This is a genomic window from Mesorhizobium sp. M0621, from assembly GCF_040320745.1.
Taxonomy (GTDB): domain Bacteria; phylum Pseudomonadota; class Alphaproteobacteria; order Rhizobiales; family Rhizobiaceae; genus Mesorhizobium.
In genome coordinates, this window is record NZ_JAMYQF010000019.1 from 76,992 (window position 1) to 96,738 (window position 19,747).

At 63.3% G+C, this 19,747-nt stretch carries 17 protein-coding genes; 13 read left to right on the forward strand and 4 right to left on the reverse strand.

Going from position 1 to position 19,747, the window contains the following annotated elements; all coding sequences use genetic code 11:
- Positions 1-6 precede the first annotated feature (6 nt).
- Genes NKI38_RS15735 through NKI38_RS15760 form a run of 6 tightly spaced genes read left to right on the forward strand, consistent with a single transcriptional unit; the run spans position 7 to position 5,604 of the window.
- Complete coding sequence (locus tag NKI38_RS15735; RefSeq protein ID WP_352659019.1) at positions 7-1,092, forward strand: Gfo/Idh/MocA family protein; 1,086 nt, start codon at positions 7-9, stop codon at positions 1,090-1,092.
- A 55-nt stretch (positions 1,093-1,147) separates the two neighbouring features.
- Positions 1,148-2,062, forward strand: a complete 915-nt coding sequence (locus NKI38_RS15740) for a sugar phosphate isomerase/epimerase family protein (protein WP_352659020.1) — start codon at positions 1,148-1,150, stop codon at positions 2,060-2,062.
- Between the two features lie 59 nt (positions 2,063-2,121).
- Positions 2,122-3,303: an aldose 1-epimerase family protein gene (locus NKI38_RS15745; protein WP_352659021.1), complete on the forward strand. Its 1,182-nt coding sequence runs from the start codon at positions 2,122-2,124 to the stop codon at positions 3,301-3,303.
- A gap of 49 nt (positions 3,304-3,352) precedes the next feature.
- Positions 3,353-4,435, forward strand: coding sequence for a fatty acid desaturase family protein (locus tag NKI38_RS15750; protein ID WP_352659023.1), 1,083 nt, complete (start codon positions 3,353-3,355; stop codon positions 4,433-4,435).
- A gap of 17 nt (positions 4,436-4,452) precedes the next feature.
- On the forward strand, positions 4,453-4,767 hold the full coding sequence (locus NKI38_RS15755; RefSeq protein WP_352659025.1) for a MocE family 2Fe-2S type ferredoxin: 315 nt from the start codon (positions 4,453-4,455) through the stop codon (positions 4,765-4,767).
- A 36-nt stretch (positions 4,768-4,803) separates the two neighbouring features.
- Positions 4,804-5,604 (forward strand): 3-methyl-2-oxobutanoate hydroxymethyltransferase, encoded by an 801-nt coding sequence (locus NKI38_RS15760; protein ID WP_352659027.1) that lies wholly within the window; start codon positions 4,804-4,806, stop codon positions 5,602-5,604.
- On the opposite strand, the gene NKI38_RS15765 is transcribed toward NKI38_RS15760, so the two are convergent.
- Together NKI38_RS15765 and NKI38_RS15770 are read right to left on the reverse strand one after the other, a co-directional pair.
- Positions 5,569-7,086 (reverse strand): HAL/PAL/TAL family ammonia-lyase, encoded by a 1,518-nt coding sequence (locus NKI38_RS15765; RefSeq protein WP_352659028.1) that lies wholly within the window; start codon positions 7,084-7,086, stop codon positions 5,569-5,571. The genes NKI38_RS15760 and NKI38_RS15765 overlap by 36 nt on opposite strands.
- Positions 7,083-8,084 (reverse strand): ornithine cyclodeaminase family protein, encoded by a 1,002-nt coding sequence (locus tag NKI38_RS15770; RefSeq protein WP_352659030.1) that lies wholly within the window; start codon positions 8,082-8,084, stop codon positions 7,083-7,085. The genes NKI38_RS15765 and NKI38_RS15770 overlap by 4 nt, the downstream gene beginning before the upstream one ends.
- Positions 8,085-8,205: 121 nt before the next feature.
- On the opposite strand from NKI38_RS15770, the gene NKI38_RS15775 reads away from it, so the two are divergent.
- From NKI38_RS15775 to NKI38_RS15805, 7 genes are all read left to right on the forward strand, one after another.
- Positions 8,206-9,639 carry a DHA2 family efflux MFS transporter permease subunit gene (locus NKI38_RS15775; protein ID WP_352659032.1) on the forward strand — a complete coding sequence of 478 codons (1,434 nt, stop codon included), beginning with the start codon at positions 8,206-8,208 and terminating at the stop codon, positions 9,637-9,639.
- Between the two features lie 270 nt (positions 9,640-9,909).
- Positions 9,910-10,896: an ABC transporter permease gene (locus tag NKI38_RS15780; RefSeq protein WP_352659034.1), complete on the forward strand. Its 987-nt coding sequence runs from the start codon at positions 9,910-9,912 to the stop codon at positions 10,894-10,896.
- Positions 10,897-10,985: 89 nt separating this feature from the next.
- Positions 10,986-12,011 carry a sugar ABC transporter substrate-binding protein gene (locus tag NKI38_RS15785; RefSeq protein WP_352659036.1) on the forward strand — a complete coding sequence of 342 codons (1,026 nt, stop codon included), beginning with the start codon at positions 10,986-10,988 and terminating at the stop codon, positions 12,009-12,011.
- Between the two features lie 106 nt (positions 12,012-12,117).
- Positions 12,118-14,241 (forward strand): ABC transporter permease, encoded by a 2,124-nt coding sequence (locus NKI38_RS15790; protein ID WP_352659037.1) that lies wholly within the window; start codon positions 12,118-12,120, stop codon positions 14,239-14,241.
- Positions 14,238-15,290: a hypothetical protein gene (locus tag NKI38_RS15795; protein ID WP_352659039.1), complete on the forward strand. Its 1,053-nt coding sequence runs from the start codon at positions 14,238-14,240 to the stop codon at positions 15,288-15,290. Before NKI38_RS15790 ends, NKI38_RS15795 begins: the two co-directional genes overlap by 4 nt.
- On the forward strand, positions 15,290-16,786 hold the full coding sequence (locus tag NKI38_RS15800; protein ID WP_352659041.1) for a sugar ABC transporter ATP-binding protein: 1,497 nt from the start codon (positions 15,290-15,292) through the stop codon (positions 16,784-16,786). Before NKI38_RS15795 ends, NKI38_RS15800 begins: the two co-directional genes overlap by 1 nt.
- A gap of 332 nt (positions 16,787-17,118) precedes the next feature.
- Positions 17,119-17,526 carry a carboxymuconolactone decarboxylase family protein gene (locus NKI38_RS15805; RefSeq protein WP_352659043.1) on the forward strand — a complete coding sequence of 136 codons (408 nt, stop codon included), beginning with the start codon at positions 17,119-17,121 and terminating at the stop codon, positions 17,524-17,526.
- 7 nt (positions 17,527-17,533) lie between these two features.
- On the opposite strand, the gene NKI38_RS15810 is transcribed toward NKI38_RS15805, so the two are convergent.
- Together NKI38_RS15810 and NKI38_RS15815 are read right to left on the reverse strand one after the other, a co-directional pair.
- Positions 17,534-18,421 carry an amidohydrolase family protein gene (locus NKI38_RS15810; protein ID WP_352659068.1) on the reverse strand — a complete coding sequence of 296 codons (888 nt, stop codon included), beginning with the start codon at positions 18,419-18,421 and terminating at the stop codon, positions 17,534-17,536.
- Entirely contained in the window at positions 18,421-19,557 is a 1,137-nt protein-coding gene (locus NKI38_RS15815; protein WP_352659045.1) for a vWA domain-containing protein, read from the reverse strand. The genes NKI38_RS15810 and NKI38_RS15815 overlap by 1 nt, the downstream gene beginning before the upstream one ends.
- Between the last annotated feature and the right edge of the window lie 190 nt (positions 19,558-19,747).

Consider the following 19,747-nt stretch of genomic DNA (forward strand, 5'->3'; position numbering starts at 1 on the left):
GATCAGATGGCACACAGGGGCTTCGAGCCGGACGTGAAGGTCCGCACCAAGGAATACAGGATCGGCTGCGTAGGCGCCGGCATGATCATGGCCGAGTGCCATCTCGCTGCCTACAAGGAAGCTGGATTCCCGATGGTGGCGATCGCCTCGCGCACCAAAGCCAGTGCCGAAAAAGTGGCGACACGCTGGGCCATCCCGACCGTGCACGACACACCGGAACAGTTGATAGAGGATGCAAATGTCGAGATCATCGACCTTGCCTTTCCGCCCGACCAGCAGCCGGCACTGATCCGGCACGCACTGAAGCAGAAGCACATCAAGGCGATCCTGGCGCAGAAGCCATTGGCGCTGTCGCTCGAGGAGGCGGTCAAGCTGCGCGACGACGCGGCGAAAGCCGGCAAGATCCTCTCGGTCAACCAGAACATGCGCTACGACCAGTCGATGCGCGTGCTGAAGCAGATCATCGACAGCGGCGCGCTGGGCGACATCGTCTTCGCGCAGATCGACATGCATGCCATCCCGCACTGGCAGAGCTTCCTCGAGGATTACGATCGGCTGACGCTCGCCAATATGAGCGTGCACCATCTCGACGTGCTGCGCTTCCTGTTCGGCGACCCGGATGAGATCACCACGCTGACGCGCAAGGATCCGCGCACGAAATTCGACCATTCGGACGGCATTACCGTCTCGACGTTGCGCTTCCCGTCCGGCGCGCTCGCCGTGTCGCTGGAGGATGTCTGGTCCGGCCCGCGCCAGGATGGCTACAAGGACGACCAGCATATCAACTGGCGCGTCGACGGCACCAAGGGCGTCGCCAAGGGCACCATCGGCTGGCCGACGGGAGCGGCCTCGACACTGACCTATGCCTCGACCGAGACCACCGGCGGCGAATGGATCAGCCCGAGCTGGGACACGATGTGGTTCCCGCATGCCTTTATCGGCGTGATGGAACAGCTCCAGCACGCGGTGAAGACCGGCACGCCGCCGGCGCTGTCGGTCGCCGACAACGTCAAGACCATGGCGCTGGTCGAGGCGGGCTACCGCTCGATCGACGAAGGCCGCACGGTCAAGCTTTCCGAAATCGCCACCTGATCACCGCAACTGAAACACCAGACAACTTAATCGCTTACAGGGAGGAATTCACATCATGATGCAGGCAGGTATTTTCACGGGCTATTTCCCGTACGGTCTCGAAGAGACGGCGAAGAAAATCCGCGGGCTGGGTTTCAACACGGTGCAGCTCGACCTCCACTTCAAGGATGTCGACCTGTCGGCCGGACAGATCACCAGGGACAAGGCGAAGACGGTACGCGACGTCTTCCGCGACCACAATCTGCCGGTCTGCTGCGTGTCGGGCTACACCAACATCATCCACCCGGACAAGGCGGAGCGCGACAAGCGCGTTGGCTATCTCAAGGAGATCATCCGCAACGCTCGCCATTTCGGCTCGCCTTACGTGATCTCGGAAACCGGCACCTACAACACCGAGTCCGACTGGGTGCATCACCCCAAGAACAAGACCGAGGAAGGCTTCGAGGAATGCCGCAAGGTGATCGCTGATCTTGCCCAGACGGCCTATGACCATGGCGCGGTCTTCCTGCTCGAAACCTATGTCAACAACGTCGTCGGTTCGGTCGAGGAGACGGTGAAGATGTTCGCGCAGGTCGACCATCCCGGCCTCGGCCTCTTGATGGACCCGACCAACTATTTCGAGACGCACAACATCGACAGGATGGACCAGATCCTGAACCAGGTGTTCGACACGCTTACCGACAAGATCAAGATTGCCCACGCCAAGGACGTCAAGCGTTCGGGCGGCGACAAGTCCGAGAAGCACGCCGATATTGGCGACGAGGACGCGCTGGAAAGCCACACGTTCCGTGGCGTCGGTGAGATCGAGTTGCCGGCCCCTGGCCTCGGTTCGCTGAACTACGACCTCTATCTCCAGCGGCTGGCGGAAAAGCATCCGAACATCCCTGTCATCATCGAGCATCTCTCGGAAGACGACGTGCCGCGCGCCAAAAAATTCCTCGACGGGAAGTTCCGCGCCAACGGTCTGTGAGAGGTGGTTAGCGCAGCCGATTGAGGGGACGACAGTGCAGTGAATGAAGCGGCCGTGACATGGTAGAACTCTACGGCAAGACGCTTTCGCGCCGGCAGGTATCGGAACGTTCGGGCATGCTGTCGCAATTTGCCGGCGTGCGGCTGATGACGCTTGGCGACGGTGTGGAACGCGGCATCCGCATGCTGGAGTTCCGCACCGGCTCCGGCCTGCGTTTCACCGCGCTGGTCGACCGGGCGCTCGATATCGCCGACTGCGACTATAGGGGACAGGCGATCGGCTGGCATTCGCCGAGCGGCTTTCGTCATCCCGGCCTGCACGACTATGAAGGGGAAGGGGGGCTCTCCTGGGCGCGCTCTTTTTCCGGGCTGCTCGTCACCTGCGGCCTCGACCACATATTGGGCCGGGAAGAAGTGCCGGTCGATAGCTACAATTATCCGGGCAGGAAGACCGTGGTGCATTCGCTGCACGGCCGCGTCGGCACCATTCCGGCACGGCTGACCGGTTATGGCGAGACTTGGGATGGCGACCGCTGCGTGCTGTGGGCTGAAGGCATCGTTCAGCAATCGGCGGTGTTCGGCGAGGATCTGCATCTGTTGCGCCGCATCGAGGCCGATGTCGGCGGCAACGAGATCCGGCTGTCGGACCGCGTCGTCAATCACGGCTTCAACCGTACGCCGCACATGTATTTCTACCACGTCAATGTCAGTCATCCCTTGCTCGACGAGGGTGCGCGCTATCTGGCGCCGATCCGCGACGTCGTCTGGGCCGGCCATGCCGGCGAGCGCTACGAGGCGCAGAAGGTCGGCTACCGCACCGTGCCGGCGCCGCGACTGGGTTTCAGCGAACAGGTCTGGCAGCACGACATGGCGGCGGACGGCAATGGCGAGGTGCCAGTGGCTGTTGTCAACGACCGTCTTGGACTTGGCTTCGAGGTGGTGACCCGCAAGGAGCAGCTGCCTTGCGCCTATGAATGGCAGAATTTCCAGGCGGGGCAGTATGCGTTGGGCATCGAGCCCTCGACACACCATGTGCTCGGCAATCTCGCGGCGCGTGAACGTGGCGAGATGATCTGGCTGGAGCATGGCGAAAGCCGTTCTTACGACGCGGTGTTCCGAGTGCTCGACGGCGCCGGCGAGATCGCCGCGACGGAAGAGAGGATCGCTTCGATCGCCAGGCAACCGCAACAGGATTATCCTGCGCCGTCGGGAAATTTTCCGGGATTGGCGGACAGGGCATGATGCGAAATGAATGCTCCGGCTGGCGGGCCGGAAATCGGAGGTCGATGTGATGGAGAAGAAGCGCGACTACAGCCTGGTCGGCGAAAGCACTCGGCTTGCGATCGAGACCGGTTTGGCTTCTGCCGAGTGGTATCACACCGACGTGCCGCGCAAGGCGATGAAGGAGCTGATGCAACGCTCCGACGGACCGGCGATCCGCGACACGATTATCTGGATATTGGCCATACTCGGCTCCGCAGCCGGGATCATCTGGTTGTGGGACACATGGTGGGTGGTGCCGTTCCTGCTCGTCTATGGCGTGCTTTACGGCTCCTCCAGCGACTCGCGCTGGCACGAATGCGGCCACGGCACCGCCTTCCGCACGCGCTGGATGAACGATGTCGTCTACCAGATCGCCAGCTTCATGTTGATGCGCAATCCGGTGACATGGCGCTGGAGCCATGCCCGTCACCACACCGACACGATCATCGTGGGCCGAGATGCCGAGATCGCGGTGATGCGTCCGCCGGACCTGTTGCGCGCCGCACTCGCCTTCACCGGCCTTCTCGATTTCCGCTATTCGCTGCCGACACTGGTGCGCAATGCGTTCGGCAGCATCTCACCCGACGAAAAGAGTTTTATCCCGGAGATGGAGCTGCACAAGGTGGTCACCGCCGCGCGGTGGCATCTCGCCATCTATGTCGCGGCGATCGCGCTGGCACTTTATCTCTGGTCGTTCCTGCCGCTGGTGCTGATCGGCTTGCCGCGCCTCTACGGCAGCTGGCACATGGTACTGACCGGCCTGCTGCAGCATATCGGGCTGGCCGATAATGTCACCGACCACCGGCTGAACACGCGCACCGTCTACATGAATCCGATCAGCCGCTTCATTTACTGGAACATGAACTACCATGTCGAACATCACATGTTTCCGATGGTGCCCTATCACGCGCTGCCGAGGCTGCATGAGCTGATCAAGCACGATCTTCCGGAGCCCAATCCATCGATGTGGCATGCCTATCGCGAGGTCTGGCCGGTGCTGATCAGGCAGCTCCAGTACGAGGATTATTTCCTCAAGCGCGAGCTGCCGCCGACGGCGCGACCGTACCGCGAGGAATTCCATGCGCTGACCGTTCCGGCTGCAGCGGAATAGAATTGCAGGAGGCAGAGATGGCTGATTGGGTGGAAGCGTGCGCCGTCGATGATGTCGAGGAAGAGGATGTCATCCGCTTCGATCACAGCGGCCGCACCTTTGCCATCTATCGCAGCCCGGATGACGAGTTCTTTGCCACCGACGGCTACTGCACGCATGAGAAGGCGCATCTGGCCGATGGGCTGGTGATGGACGACATCATCGAATGTCCCAAGCACAATGGGCGCTTCAACTACAAGACAGGTGTCGCCCGGGGCGCGCCGGTATGCATCAATCTTAAGACCTATCCGGTCAAGGTCGAGGCTGGCAAAGTGATGATCGAGATCGGCTGACCTGCCGCAGCATATAACAAGAGGGGAACCCTTTCGATGAGCCGAAAAAGACCGACCGTCGCCGACCTGCGCGCCATGAAGGGCAAACGCCAGCTGACCATGCTGCGTGTGCTGACGATGGACGAGGCAGAGGCGGCCGAGCGGGCAGGGGTCGACATCGTTTCGGTACCGCCCGAACTGGTGCTCAACCCGCAATACCGCGACGCGGCGCCCAGCCTGTTCACCATGCCGGGCGACAATTTCTACGAGATCGGCACATCAGACGATTTCCTGCGCTGGGCCTTCCGGCTCTACAAGGCCGGCGCCGACGCGGTCTATTGCAGCGCCGGTTACGCCACGATCAAGCGGATGGCGGACGATGCCATTCCGGTCATCGGCCATGTCGGCCTCATTCCTTCCCGCGCGACCTGGACCGGCGGCTTCAAGGCGGTCGGCAAGACGGCCGACACCGCCATGGAGATATTCGCGGCTGTCAAGCAGCTGGAGGCCGCCGGCGCCATCGGCGCCGAAATCGAGGTGGTGCCGGTCGAGGTGGCGAAAGCGATCTCGGAGCGCACGTCGCTGATCATGCTGTCGATGGGGGCGGGCACAGGCTGCGACGCGCAATATCTGTTCGCCGACGACATCCTCGGCCAGAACAGGGGCCACATGCCCCGCCACTCCAAGGTCTATCGCAACTTCGCCGCCGAATATGACCGGCTGCAGGCCGAGCGCATCGCCGCGTTCTCGGAATACGTCGCCGACGTCAACAGCCTGGCCTATCCCGAGGACAGGCATGTCGTGCATATGGATCCGGGCGAACTACGCCTGTTCCTGGACAAGGTCGGCCGGGCTTAAGGCCGTCTGCCAATTTCCACCCGCGAGCACCGCGTAGAGCGCTTCGGCGTCGATGCCGAGCGGTCGGTCCTCCTTCAGCGTCGGGATCAGCTTGCGTATCGCCGCGTGAATAGCGGCGGTGCGTGGCGCAAGAGCGAGCCCTTCACGCAAGTCAACCGCCTGTGCCGCTGCTATCAATTCGAAGGCGATCAGCCGCCGCCATAGCGCGATCATCCCGGCGCATTTCGCAACCGCCAACGGCGTCTGCGTGGCGTGATCCTCTACGCCTTCCGACACTGGCAGGAAATCGAGCATGACCGGATTGGCCTTGTGGCGGATGGCGGCCAGGATCGATGTCGCCGTCTTCTGCAGCGGCACGAAGCCGGCCGAAGCGCCGCCGATCGGCGACAGATATTTCGGCAGTCCGTTGCGGCCCGAGCCGGTGAGCTGGATGAAGCGGGCGGCACTGGCGGCGGCACATTGAGCGATTGCCAGGCCGAGCGTCTCGAAAGCGAGCGAGAGTGCGGCGGTGTGGAAGTTGCCGGTCGACAGCACCAGCTCGTCGTCGCCCAGCACCAGCGGGTTGTCGGCGGCGGCGTTGAGCTCGATTTCGACGGCATGTCTCGCCTGACCGATCGCCTCGATCAGCGCGCCATGGATCGACGGCATGCAGCGGATCGACAGCGGGTCCTGCAAGGTGGTTGGCGCTGGCGCCTCGTCGCGGGCGAGCAGCTCATGCAGCGCCTTGGCGGCTTCCTGCTGGCCCACCGCCGGGCGTGCCATGTGCAGGCGCGGGTCGAGGATGGTGCGGTTGGCACCAAAACCTTCCATGGTCAGCGCGCCGGCCTGCTGCTGCTGGGCAAGCGCCGACAGCGCATCCGTCACCGCAAGCGCGCCGCTGCCGGCGGATACCGCCGAAGCGTTGATCAGCGACAGGCCGTCCTTCGGCGCCAGGCTGACGGGGGCGAGACGGGCCATCATCAGCGCCTTGGCCGCCGGCATGCGACGGCCCTGATAGTCTGCTTCACCTTCGCCGGTGAGCATACGGGCGAGTGTTGTCATCAGCACCAGATCACCGGCGCCGATCGAGCCGAGTGACGGCATGACAGGATGGACGCCGGCATTGAGCGCGTCGACCAGAGCGACGAAGACGGAAGGCGAAAGGCCGGAGCCTCCGGCTGACAGCATTGCTGCGCGGGCAAGCATGGTTGCCCGCACGGCTTCGACCGGCAGCGCTTCGCCGACCGCGCCGCTGCGTCCCTCCAGCAATTGGCGCTGGAAGGCGCCGGCGTCGCCCTCGACCGCGGTGCCGAGATTGGCGCCGAGGCCGGTGTTTAGACCATAGATCTGCTGGCCGGATGCGGCGGCCTGGTCGAGCACTTTTCGCGCCTTCTCCAGCCTGCCGATGACATCGGGTCCGATCTCCACCTTGCGTGCATCGCGGGCGACCGCAGCGACATCGCCGACGCTGACACCAGCTCCGGTGAGGACGAGCGCGCTCATGCGAAGCGCAGCCTCTGGCCGATGCCTTGCACTTGCGCCTTGGCCAGCATCGCCTTGCCGAGCGCGATGTCGGACAGCGACAGGCCGCGGTGCCAGAACAGGATCGTTTCGTTGTCGCTTTCGCGCCCGGCCTTGAGACCGGCGGCAATCTGGCCGAGTTCGGCATGCAGCGTCTTCTCGCTCAGCCGCCCGGTCTCGACATGGGCGCGCAGCGAGCCGAACTTGCCGCCCTTGCACTGGCCCCAATCGTCAACGACCATCTTCTGCATGATGTCGGTCAGCGAGAGTTCAACCGCGCTCATCGTGCCGTAGGGCACCACCAGCGCGCCGGGCTTGATCCATTCGGTTTTCAACAATGGTTGCGGCTCCGGCAGCCGCGATGCCTCGACGACGATGTCGGCGCCCTCGATGCAGCTCTTCCAGTCGGCCACCGCCGAAACCTTCTTGCCGAGATCGGCGGAGAGTTTGGCGGCAAAGCCGTCGCGGCTTTCCGGCCGGCGCGAATGGACGCGGATCTCTTCGAAGTCGAAGAGATGGTCGAGCAGGCGCACGTTCCAGTAGGCGGTGCCACGCGCACCGATATGCGCCAGCACCTTGGAATTCTTGCGCGCCAGATGCTTGGCGCCGATGGCGGTGACGGCGCCGGTGCGCATGTCGGTGATGACGGTGGCGTCGAGGATGGCGCGCGGTGTGCCTGTGCGCGGATCGAACAGATTGAGGATACCGAATTCGGAAGGGAGCCCGTGCAGGTAATTGTCGACATAATCGCCGACGATTTTGACGCCGGCCGTGTCGAGCGGCGCGACGTAGCCGCGCAGGATGTTGAAATGACCGTGGAAGGACGGGTCCGGCTCAAGATGGACGCGCGGCTCGATCACCGTCTGGCCCTTGCCTTGCGCCACCAGGCCAGCCTCGACGGCGGCAATGATTTCACCATCGGTCATGGCAAGTGCATCGATGTCGAGGGCGTTGAGGTAGTCGATGTAGATGGGCTTCATTTGACGCGCACACTTTCCTCGGCCACCCCGCTCATCCCATAGCAGGCCTCCGCGCGACACGAAAGTTTGTTGCCCTGTCTCTGGACGCGGCCGGCCAAATGCTGTTCAAACCGGTTCCGTCATGACTGCCATTCCCGAGACTGAAGCCTTACCCGAAACGGCCACCAATGCGCGGCGCGTGGCGCTGATCGTCGCCATCGCGTTCTTCATGCAGTTGCTGGATTCGACGATCATCTCGACCTCGCTGCCGCAGATGGGCGCGTCGTTCGGCGTGCCGGCAGTGGCGATGAGCATCGGCATCACCGTCTACATGCTGACCATGGCGGTGTTCGTGCCGCTGTCAGGCTGGCTCGCCGACCGGTTCGGCGCCCGCAACATCTTCCTGCTGGCGATCGTCCTGTTCACACTGGCTTCGCTTGCCTGCGGCTTCTCGCAAAACCTGGGCCAATTCGTCGCCGCGCGTGTCGTGCAGGGGCTGGGCAGCGCACTGATGACGCCGGTCGGACGCATTCTCGTCTTGCGCAACGCGTCGAAGTCCGAGCTGCTCAACGCCACGGCGCTGATCACCTGGCCGGCGCTGTTCGCGCCGGTGGTCGGGCCGGTGCTCGGCGGCTTCATCACCACCTATCTGTCCTGGCACTGGAATTTCTTCATCAACATCCCGCTCGGTGTGGTCGGGCTGGCGCTGGTCGCCCGCTTCATTCCGGGCGACCGCGAAGCAGACCCCAAACCGCTGGACTGGCCGGGCTTCGTGCTGACATCGGCCGGGCTCGCCTTGCTGCTCTACGGCCTCGAGCGCATCGCGCATCCGGAAGACGGTGTTCTGCCGACCGTAGCGCTGATCGCTGCCGGGATCGCCATCGGCTGGCTGGCGGTGCGGCATCTCAGACGCGCGCCGCATCCGCTGCTCGATCTCTCGTCGTTCAAGGTGCTGACCTTCGCTATCTCGACGCTTGCCGCCGGCACCATCTTCCGGGTGGCGATCAACGCAACGCCCTTCCTGCTGCCGTTGCTGTTCCAGGTCGGCTTCGGCCTCAGCCCCGTCGATGCCGGCATGATGATCCTGGCCTATTTCCTCGGCAATCTCGGCATGAAGACGGTGACGACGCCGACGCTGCGCCGCTTCGGTTTTCGGTCGGTGCTGGTCGTCAACGGCTTGATCGCCTCGGCGGCGATCATGGCCTGCGCTGCAATCTCGCCGCAGACGCCGCAAGCGCTGGTGGTGGCGCTGATGCTGATCGCCGGCCTGTCGCGCTCGATGCAGTTCACCGCGCTCAACACACTGGCCTTCGCCGATATCGATGCGGCGCAGCGCAGTTCGGCAGCAACGCTGTCCTCGATGCTGCAGCAAGTGGCGATGCTGTTCGGCGTCGCGGTGGCGGCCGCGATCCTCAATTTGTCGCAGATCGTCAGGGATCAGCCGGCGCTCGATCTTGTCGATTTTCGAATCGCCTTCCTGGCGATCGGTGCCATCGGGCTGGTGGCGGCGTTGCGTTTTCTCGCGCTGCCGCCGGGTGCGGGCGCCGAGGTTTCCGGCCACGCATCGGGGAATTGAGATCGATTTTTTGCGCCTGATGCGGAGATAAATTCCGCCTTGTGCCTTCGTCTTGAAGCGGACCTTTCACCGGCAGCCGCAATGGCGGAACCGATTGCCAAAAATGCAGAGTTTTCCATGCATTGCGCCAGCTTCGGCAATCGATGCGTCCACTCGGTGAATATCGCTGCCGGCCCGGGTTCTGAACGCGGATTCATTTGACGAACCGGCGCTGAGCCGATTAGCTTTCTTCCCAGGGATGGCAGCGCTGCCATCGGGGCAAACGCAGACATGAACACGATCGGCTGGCCGAGCTTCAGGAGCCTTAATCAGGAAGGCATTGTCTTTGCCATCGCCGTGGTGCTGTTCGTTGCCGCGGCAATAGGCCTGCCGGGCTTCATCGATCCCAACAACCTTGTCGCCATCATCCGCTCCGTGTCGGTGCTTGGCATATTGGCGCTTGGCATGGCCGTCGTCATCATCGGCCGCGGCATCGACCTCTCCGCCGTGGCGATCATGGCGATGTCGGTCGCCTGGTATCTGCAACTGCTGAATTCGGGCACGCCGGACGGGCTGGCCTTCGCCTATGTGCTGGCCGGTGTGCTGGCCATCGGCCTGCTCAACGGCTTTCTCGTCGCCTATGCCGATGTGCCGGCGATCTTCGTGACGCTGGCCACGGGCTCCTTCGTCTTCGGCTATGTGCGCTCGCAGCTGATCACGCAGGATGCCGTACCGGTGCCGCAGGGCCATTGGGTCGAGCTGCTCGGCGGCCTGCGCTTCCTCGATGTTCCTATCGAGGTGTTCGTCTTCGCCGGCCTGGCGTTCCTGTTCTTCCTGTTCCTACGCTACACCAAATGGGGCCGCTATATCTATTTCGCCGGCGACAATCCGGTAGCGGCGCGTAACATCGGCATTCCGGTGCGGCCGATGCTGGTGCTGCGCTATGTGCTTTCCGCCTTCGTGGCGCTGATCGCCGGCCTGCTGACGGCAGCCAGCCTGCATTCGATCAACACCCGCGTCGTCAATTCCACGCTGCTCTATGACATCGTGCTGGTGGCGGTGATCGGTGGCATCGGCCTTTCAGGTGGGCGAGGCGGGGTGCGAAATGTGCTGGTTGGTGCGGCGCTGATCGGCATCCTGCTCAACGCCATGACCATCATCGACATTCCGCTGCTCTACCAGAACCTGATCAAGGCGGCGATCCTGCTGGGGGCGATCATCGTCGACGGCATCATCAATCCACGCGACGAACAGACCGCACAGCAAGGCGACATTTAGAGCAGATGGGGTAGCCCATCTTGCTCGGGGTACCCGGTCCGATCCATCCCGACTGGCCGGCAATGAAAATCGAAACGAGAGGATCTGACATGAAATTCATCAGGACATTGATGGCAGCCGCCACGGCACTCGCTGTCACGGCCTTCGTGGCGCCCACGTTTGCCGCCGACGATCCCGGCCCGGCCGCCTACGCACAGGCGCTCAAGGGCAAGCGTGTCATGCTGGTGCCGCTGGCGATGGGCTTCGACCTGGCGCAGGGTTGGGCGCACTACCTGAAGACCGAAGTCGAGGCCTGGGGCGGCGTGTTCGAGACGCGCGATCCGAACTGGGTCGTCGATGCCGGCGCGCAGGCGATCACCGACGCCATCTCGTCGGACACCCGGCCTGACGTGCTGATCATCCATGCACCCGATCTCAACTCCTATTCCAAGCTGATGAAGAAGGCGCAGGCCGCCGGCACCTACGTCATCCTGGTCGACAATCCCGCCAACTTCCCGGCCGACGCCTTTATCGGCAGTGACTGGGACCGGCTTGGCCAGCTCGAGGCCGAAGCGGCGATCAAAGGCTGCGGCGAAAACTCGTCGAAGAAGATCGGCCTCGTGCAGGGCGACCAGGCGAACTCTTCCAGCCTCTATCAGTATGCCGGCATCATGAAGGTGCTGGATAAGCATCCTGACTTCAAGGTGGTGGCGAAGCCCGATTCCAACTGGGATGCGACGACCTCGCGCAACGTGACGACGACCATGCTGCAGCAGAACCCGGACATCTGCTCGATCATCGACTTCTGGGATGGGGACGCCACCGGCGCATCCGCCGCGATCCGCGACGCCAAGCTCGACGGCAAGGTGTTCTTGGTCACCACCGGCGGCGGCGAGAAGGCGGCCGACTGCGACAAGCTGCAGGACGGCACTTACGGCGCCGTGGTGATGACCGATCTTGCCCGGCAGTCGGGCGACATGAACGCCATCATCAAGTTCCTGCTGCAGAGCGGCCAGCCGGCCGGTACCTCGCACACCTACATCTACACGCTGGAGAAGGCGACGACCAAGGCCGACCTCAAGCCAGACAGCTGCTGGGACCTGAAGGCGCTGCAGGCGCAAGCGGCGGCGAAATAAGCCGATCCTCTCCAACACCGATCGATGAGGTGGCCGTATTGCCCGGCCACCTCTTTCTCTTGCAGCTCCAGATTTTTGCAGCCCCAGATTTTGCAGCAGTGACCTGATGTCCTTTCGCGAACGCCTCCAGTCCTGGCGGTACAATCTCGTGCCCGACCATGTCGTCGGCGAGATCCTGACCAAGCGCTGGACCGACAACGCCATTCCGTTCCTGGCGCTGGTGGCGACGCTGGCAACTTTCGGCTCGATCATTCCCGGCTTTTTCAAGCTGACCGCGCTGCAGGAATCGACCCGCCAGCTCGGCGAGTTCTCCATGGTGGTCACCGGCATGACGGTGGTGATGCTGGGCGGCGGCATCGACCTGTCGGTCGGCTCGATCTTCGCGCTTTCCTGCTTCTCCGCCGTTTATGTCTTCTTCATCCTCGAACAGTCGATCTGGCTGGCGCTGGCCGCATCGCTCGCCACCGGCCTCGTCTTCGGCGCCATCAACGGCTATCTCGTCGGCTACCTCAGGCTACGCGCCTTTCTCACCACGCTGGTCACCTTCATCTTCGGGCGGGCGCTGTTCGACATCCTGGTCACCACCTATGCCGCCGATGTGCAGCTCTCGACCGCCACTTCGGATGTGCTCGACTTCATCGGCGACAGCACCTTCTGGGGGCTGTCGGTCTCGGTCTGGCTGGCGATCATCCTGGCGATCGTCACCCATATCGCGCTGACGCGTTCGCGGCCGGGCTGGCATGTTCTGGCGGTCGGCGGTTCAAGGCGCTCGGCGCACAATGCCGGCATCCGCGTGCGCCGCACCGTGTTCATGACCTATGTCTTTTCGGGCTTCTGCGCCTCGATCGGCGGCTTCCTCATCGCCTGCCGCTTAAGCGGGGCAGGGCCGGGCACCGGCCTAAACCTCGAGATCATGGCACTGACGGCGGCGGTGGTCGGCGGCGTCAGCCTCGGCGGCGGGCGTGGCTCGGTGATCAAGGGGCTGATGGGCGCCATCATCGTCTTGACCATGACCAACGGGCTGATCCGGCTGGGCTACGGCACCGGCACCAACCAGATGGTGCTCGGCATCATGCTGGCGGTGGCGGTGACGATCGACATCCGCTGGCTGAAGAACCGCCACAAGGTGCTCAACGAGGTCTATGTCGCGCCGGTCTATCTGAAGATGGGCGAAACGCAGTCGGCCGCGCCCGGCTCCGGCACATCATACGAACTCGACAACAGGCTGTCGGGCGCCGACCATATCGGGCTTGGCGAGCTGGAAGGACCGGAGGACGTCATCCTCGATCGCGACGACAATCTCTATTGCGGGACGCGCCATGGCGAGATCGTCCGCTTCTTCGCGCCGGACTATGTCAGGTCAGAAGTCTTTGCCCACATCGGTGGCTTCCCGCTGGGTCTCGCCTTCGACAAATCGGGCAATCTGATCAGCTGCGTCGGCGCCATGGGGCTCTATTCGGTGTCGCCGGATCGGGAGGTCAAGAGACTGTCGGCCGAAACGTCGCGCTCCTGGACCTCGATCGTCGACGATGCGCGGCTGCGCGACCCGAACGACTGCGACATCGCGCCGGACGGGCGCATCTATTTCACCGATTCGACCAAGCGCTACGATGCCCATGATTGGGCGCTGGACTCGATCGAGAACCGCGCCACCGGCCGGCTGCTGGTCTACGACCCCAGGGATGGTTCGACGAAGACTTTGCTCGACGGCTACCGCTACACCAATGGTGTGTGCATGGCGCATGACGGCAAGTCGCTGTTCTTCGCCGAAAGCTGGGCCTGCCGCGTGCATCGCTACCGGCTGGAAGGGCCGAAGGCTGGTACCGCCGAATGCGTCATCCGCGACATGCCGGGCTACCCCGACAACATCAACCGCGCCTCGGACGGCAATTACTGGATGGCGTGGCTGGGCATGCGCACGCCGAGCTTCGACCTGTCGCTGCGCCACCCCGACATGCGCAAGCGCATGACGCGCCGCTTGCCGCAGGACGAATGGCTATTCCCCAACATCAACACCGGCGGCGTGGTGAAATTCAACGAGAAGGGCGGCATCGTCGAGGCGATGGGCGACCTCACCGGCGGCGCGCACCCGATGGTCACCTCGATGCGCGAGCACAAGGGCTTTCTGTTCGTTGGCGGTATCCTCAACAACCGCATCGGCCGCTACAAGATTGCTGGCGCCGACCCGAACTGGACCAGTCCCGCTTCCTATTGGGGGGCAAGGCCATGATCCTTGATCCCGTGCTCGACCTGTTTCGCGGCAAGGCCGTGACCATTCCGCCGCTCGACGGCGCCTTCCGCCCCAACACACGGCTGGACGATGCGCCGGCTTTCGCTGAGCTGACCGAGCCGGACAATCTGCTGGTTGCCGGTGAGAGGCTGCTGGCCTCCGGCGGCAACGCTGTCTATTCGCTTGCTGCTCGAACCGAGCCCAAGGTTGTCGAAACCTTTCCGTCTCCCGTCGCGGCGCTGGCGCTCTCGCCATCCGGCGAACTGACCGTGGGGCTGGAAAGCGGCAAGCTGCTGATATCAGGCAAGGAGGTTTCATTTCCTGATATCAACTGCATCACCGCACTTGCCTATTCGGATGACGGCACGCTGTGGTTGGCAAATGGCTCGGCCGAGCATGCGCCCTCGCAATGGGCCGCCGACCTGATGAGGAAGGGAGCGTCCGGTTCGCTTTGGAAGCGGGACGCGGCAGGTGGCGGCTTCCGCAAAGTGGCCGGCGACATCGCCTTCCCCTATGGGCTCTATCCCGTCGGCAGGAATGTTCTGGTTAGTGAAAGCTGGCGCCATCAACTTGTCCGCTTCGATGGCGCGACGGGAAACCGCTCGACGGTGTTGACGCATCTGCCAGGCTATCCCGCGCGGCTGTCGCCCTCCGCCGATGGTGGCGCCTGGCTGGCCCTGTTTGCACCGCGCAACAGGCTGATCGAGTTTGTGTTGCAGGAAACGCATTACCGCCATGACATGCTCGACCAAGTGCCGCCGGCCTACTGGATCGCGCCGGCGCTGGCTTCCAGCCGCAGCTTCCTCGAACCGCTGCAATGCGGCGGCATCCGCACCATGGGCATCCACAAGCCATGGTCGCCGAGCCGCTCCTATGGGCTTGTGGTCAAGCTCGACCAAAACTTGCAACCGCAATTCAGCCTGCACAGCCGCGCCAACGGCACGCGCCATGGCATCTGCAGCGTGGCGGAAAAGGATGGCCTTCTGTTCATCGCCTCCAGAGGCGGCGATTGCGTGTTGGCCATCGACCTCGCGTCGGGAGGTTTTTGATGGAGCCGATCGTTCGTCTGGAGAATGTCACCAAGAATTATCGCGGCGTGCCCGCGGTGAAGAACGTCAGCTTTGAGCTGCGCAAAGGAGAGATCCATGCGCTGCTCGGCGAGAACGGCGCGGGAAAATCGACGCTGACCAAGATCATTGCCGGTGTCGTCGACGCGACATCAGGCAAGATGTTCCACAAGGGCCAGGAGATCGCCTACGCCTCGCCGCATGCCGCCCTTGAAGCCGGCATCGCCATGGTGTTCCAGGAAACCAGCCTGGTGCCGTCGATGACGGTGGCGCAGAACCTTTATCTCGGCACCGAAAAGTTCCTCAACCGGTTGCGCGGCACCTATATTTCGGCCCAACAATTCCTGCAATCGCTGAACTTTCCGGTCGACCCGAACGCCATGGTGGCGACGCTGGGCGCGGCCAAGCGGCAGATGGTCGAGATCGCGCGCGCCGTCCACCACAATGCCGAGGTCATCATCTTCGACGAGCCGACGGCGACGCTGACGCCGGAGGAGAAGCGCCACTTCTTCGCGCTGATCCGCCGGCTGAAAGCGAACGGCGTGTCGATCGTCTTCATCAGCCACGCTCTGGAAGAGGCGCTGCTGATTGCCGACCGCATCACCATCCTGCGCGATGGCGAACTGGTGATCACCGACGACACATCGGCCTTCGACCGCGACAGGATCGTCGCCGCCATGGTCGGGCGCACTTTGTCGGGACAGATCTACCGCCAGCGCGACGAAGCCAAGCTGCGCAAGGCAGGCAAGAAAGTGCTGTCGGTGCAGGACATCTCGATGAGCAATGTCGTGCGCAACACGTCGTTTTCTATCTTCGAGGGGCAGATCACCGGCGTGTTCGGGCTGATCGGCTCCGGCCGCACCGAGACCTTCAAGATCGTTTCCGGCATCTACAAGCGCGATTTCCTGCGCGGCGGCGCCATCGAGCTGGACGACAGGCCGGTGCGCTATCTCGTGCCGAGCGAAGCGGTGGCCGACGGCATCGTCTATGTCACCGAGGACCGCAAGAGCGAAGGCATCTTCGAGACGATGGGCATTGCCGAGAACCTGTTCGGCGGGCTGCTGGCGGCGGGCCGCGAAAAAGCGTGGGTGATCAACGCGCAAGAGATGCGCGTGCTCTCGGCGGAATGGACGAAGACGCTGAATATCAAGGCGATCAACGACAATGCCCGCGTCGTCGAGCTGTCCGGCGGCAACCAGCAGAAGGTGGTGATCGGCAAGGGGCTGGTGCAGAAGCCGCGCATCGTCATCTTCGACGAGCCGACGCGCGGCGTTGATGTCGGCGCGATCGCCGAAATCCACCAGATCATCAACCGTCTGGCCGACGAGGGCCTCGCCGTCGTCGTCATCTCGTCCTACCTGCCGGAGATCATGAACCTGTCCGACCGTATTCTTGTCTGCAGGCAAGGGCGTATTGTGGAGGAGTTTTCGCCGGCGGAGGCAACGGAGGAGAAGATCATGTACGCGGCCGTGCATTAGGTTTCTGGCTGGTGCGTACGTCGATAATTGGCCAAAACGTCCATCCCTCGTCATCCACGGGCGAAGCAAGGAGCGTAGCGACGCGGCGCAGACCTGAGGATCCATGCCGGGACTCCGTAGCGCTGCCGCAGTGCAGAATTCCGCTCCGCTGCACTCTTCGGCAGAGGTCACGGAATGGATACCAGGTCTCCGCGACGGAGCTTCGCTCCTACTTCGCCTTAGGATGACGAGTTTAGGCTATTGCGCGCAAAAAACTGAGTCAAAGAGGCTGGTTAGCCACCTTTGCTCGAAACTCGATTTAATGTTCATCGATCGAAACGAAAGGATCACGCATGGCCACCACAAGACTCCTCAGCGATGCCGAGGTGGAGAAAATCCCGGCGGTGAAGGCCGTGTTCGACGATATACGCGCGACGCGCAAATCCGATTTCGTCAACAATTTCTGGCGCGGGTTGGCCAATGATCCCGCGGCGCTGAAGCGGATCTGGGAGCAGCTGAAGGTGGTAATGGTCGCCGACAGCGCCATCGATCCGCTGACCAAGGAGATGATCTACATCGCGGTATCGACCGCCAATGGCTGCTCGTACTGCGTTCACTCGCACACGGCGGCAGCGCGAGCCAAGGGTATGACCGATGCCCAGCATGGCGAACTGGTGTCGATCATCGGGCTCGCCGGCCAGACCAACCATCTGGTGACCGCGATGCAGATCCCGGTCGATCCGCAGTTCGAGGTGAAGTGAGGGGTGCCTATACCGGCCGGTAAACCTTCTCCGCCGTGTTCCAGAAAATATCAGCCTCCGCCGCCGCGCCATGCTTGGCCACTGCGGCGCGGTGCGCCTTGATCAGGTCGGTGTGGCTGGTCCATAGCTTCTCGATCGGGAAGTTCGAGCCGAACATCAGATGGTCAGCGCCCAGGATCTCGATCGCGTTGTCGACGATGTAGGCGATCAGCGCCGGGTCGTTGCGGTGGACGAAGGTGCCGAGCCCGGAGAGCTTGGCGTAGAGATTGGGTGCGGCCGACAGCGTGCGCAGGCCGGTCTTCCAGGCTTCGGTGGTTTCCGGTTCCATCCCGGTCAGCATGCCGGCATGGGTGAGGATGAAATTCGTCTGCGGGTTCTCGCCGACCAGCGTCAGGCCGTCCTTCATCTGGGCGGGGAAAAGCTGCAGATCGAAGGATAGGTCATAGTCCTTCAGGCGCGCTACATTCGCTCGCACCTTGCGATCTATGACCTGATCGGCCGAGGCGGCGAAACGGAAGGCCGGCGTCTCGTGCCAGTGTAGTTGCATGCGCACGCCGCGCAGCAGCGGATATTTTTTCAAGCGATCGATCTGGGGCCTGATGTCGTCGACAGTCATGTCGGTGTAGCCGACGATGGCATGCGGCCAGCCGGTCTCGTCAGCGGTCTTCTGCAGGAAGGCGACTTCTTTCTCGAAATCCTCCTTGGCCCAGTTGGTCTGGACATAGACGGCCTTTTCGATGCCGGATCCCTTCTGATCGGCCAGAAACTCCTCGATCGGATAGTTGCGGCGGATCGGCTCGTAGGGGCCGAAGATGCGCGGCACCATCGGGCCGACCAGCCAGGGCTGATCCTTTTGGCGCCAGATGTGGAAATGCGCGTCGATTGCTTTCTGCATCATGAAACCCTCTTCCAGATTGTCGTCGCCGCCGGGGCAGGGCGGGCGAGCGACAGGATGAAATCGGTTAGACCCTTGAGCGACGAGCCGTCGACGAGATCGTCGATCACCGGCAGGATGGCGCGAAGTGCCGCCGTTGCCGGCCTGAAGCGCGGGTCGCCGGCCAGCGGCGTCGCCAGCGACAGCCGGAAGGCGCGAACGCTCAACCGGCGCATTGCCGTCTCCAGCTCGCCATGGTCGCCGCGCTCCAGCGCGTCGGACAGGATGACGATCGCGGCACCGCGTGCAAAAGCGGAAAAGCGCGGCACCGAGAGGAAGGCGAGCAGTGTCGGCCCCATGCGGGTGCCGCCGTCCCAATCGTCAACCTGCGCGGCCGCGCGCGCCAATGCCTGATCGCGGTCGCGGATGCGCAATGCCGCGGTGATGCGGGTCAGCCGCGTGCCGAAGGTGAAGATTTCGGCGCGATCGGCGCCCTGCACCGCGGCATGGGCGAGCTTGAGATAGTCCGCTGTGTGCAGTTTCATCGAGCCGGACACATCGATGAGGATCAGCAGCTTTCGCGGCACGGTCTGGCGGCGGCGCAGCAGCGGCGAGGGGACGTCGCCATCGGCGCTGACGATTTCCCGCAGCGACCGGCGCAGGTCGAGCTTGCCGCGCGAATGGGTGCGCACGGTGCGGAAGGAGCGGCGGGCGGGCAGGGCCGAAGCGAGCTTGCGGCGGAAAGCGGCAAGGCCGTCATCGTCGCGCTGGAAGTCGCGGCTGCTCAGTTGCTCCAGGGCCGAGGACAGCTCGCCGCCTTCTTGCTGCCGGTCAGCTTCGATCTGTTGTTCGTCGGCGCCGCCATCGTCCTTGATGCGGGTTTCCTCGTCCGCGTCGCCTTCGACCACTGCGGATATATTGCCGTAGAAATGGCTCCGAAAATGCGCCTCGAATTCGTCGCGACGGTCGGGCGGTGGCGCCAGTGTGGCGAGCGCCGCCTCGCGGATATCGGCCATCGAGCGCGGCCCGAGCAATGTCACAGCTTGCATGAAGCCGGAGACTTGTTCGGCCGCTACGGCAAAGCCGTAGCGGCGCAGAAGGCGGGCAAAGCCGAGCAAGGAGGTGGCCGCGCGGGGTAGGCTTTTCTCCCGCATCATTCCGTGGCGCCCCCCTCTGTCCTGCCGGACATCTCCCCCTCAAGGGGGGAGATTGGCAGCTTTGACGCGTCGCCTGGTAATGCGACGTGGGAGATTGGCGAAAGCCGGAATGACAGCTGATCTCCCCCCTTGAGGGGGAGATGTCCGGCAGGACAGAGGGGGGTGCTGTCCCGCCAACGTTCCGGAAGGA

Bases quoted from the DNA above. Each gene is read 5' to 3' on its own strand.
- NKI38_RS15735 (WP_352659019.1), top strand. From the start codon at position 7: ATGGCACACAGGGGCTTCGAGCCGGACGTGAAGGTCCGCACCAAGGAA.
- NKI38_RS15740 (WP_352659020.1), top strand. From the start codon at position 1,148: ATGATGCAGGCAGGTATTTTCACGGGCTATTTCCCGTACGGTCTCGAA.
- NKI38_RS15745 (WP_352659021.1), top strand. From the start codon at position 2,122: ATGGTAGAACTCTACGGCAAGACGCTTTCGCGCCGGCAGGTATCGGAA.
- NKI38_RS15750 (WP_352659023.1), top strand. From the start codon at position 3,353: ATGGAGAAGAAGCGCGACTACAGCCTGGTCGGCGAAAGCACTCGGCTT.
- NKI38_RS15755 (WP_352659025.1), top strand. From the start codon at position 4,453: ATGGCTGATTGGGTGGAAGCGTGCGCCGTCGATGATGTCGAGGAAGAG.
- NKI38_RS15760 (WP_352659027.1), top strand. From the start codon at position 4,804: ATGAGCCGAAAAAGACCGACCGTCGCCGACCTGCGCGCCATGAAGGGC.
- NKI38_RS15765 (WP_352659028.1), bottom strand. From the start codon at position 7,086: ATGAGCGCGCTCGTCCTCACCGGAGCTGGTGTCAGCGTCGGCGATGTC.
- NKI38_RS15770 (WP_352659030.1), bottom strand. From the start codon at position 8,084: ATGAAGCCCATCTACATCGACTACCTCAACGCCCTCGACATCGATGCA.
- NKI38_RS15775 (WP_352659032.1), top strand. From the start codon at position 8,206: ATGACTGCCATTCCCGAGACTGAAGCCTTACCCGAAACGGCCACCAAT.
- NKI38_RS15780 (WP_352659034.1), top strand. From the start codon at position 9,910: ATGAACACGATCGGCTGGCCGAGCTTCAGGAGCCTTAATCAGGAAGGC.
- NKI38_RS15785 (WP_352659036.1), top strand. From the start codon at position 10,986: ATGAAATTCATCAGGACATTGATGGCAGCCGCCACGGCACTCGCTGTC.
- NKI38_RS15790 (WP_352659037.1), top strand. From the start codon at position 12,118: ATGTCCTTTCGCGAACGCCTCCAGTCCTGGCGGTACAATCTCGTGCCC.
- NKI38_RS15795 (WP_352659039.1), top strand. From the start codon at position 14,238: ATGATCCTTGATCCCGTGCTCGACCTGTTTCGCGGCAAGGCCGTGACC.
- NKI38_RS15800 (WP_352659041.1), top strand. From the start codon at position 15,290: ATGGAGCCGATCGTTCGTCTGGAGAATGTCACCAAGAATTATCGCGGC.
- NKI38_RS15805 (WP_352659043.1), top strand. From the start codon at position 17,119: ATGGCCACCACAAGACTCCTCAGCGATGCCGAGGTGGAGAAAATCCCG.
- NKI38_RS15810 (WP_352659068.1), bottom strand. From the start codon at position 18,421: ATGCAGAAAGCAATCGACGCGCATTTCCACATCTGGCGCCAAAAGGAT.
- NKI38_RS15815 (WP_352659045.1), bottom strand. From the start codon at position 19,557: ATGATGCGGGAGAAAAGCCTACCCCGCGCGGCCACCTCCTTGCTCGGC.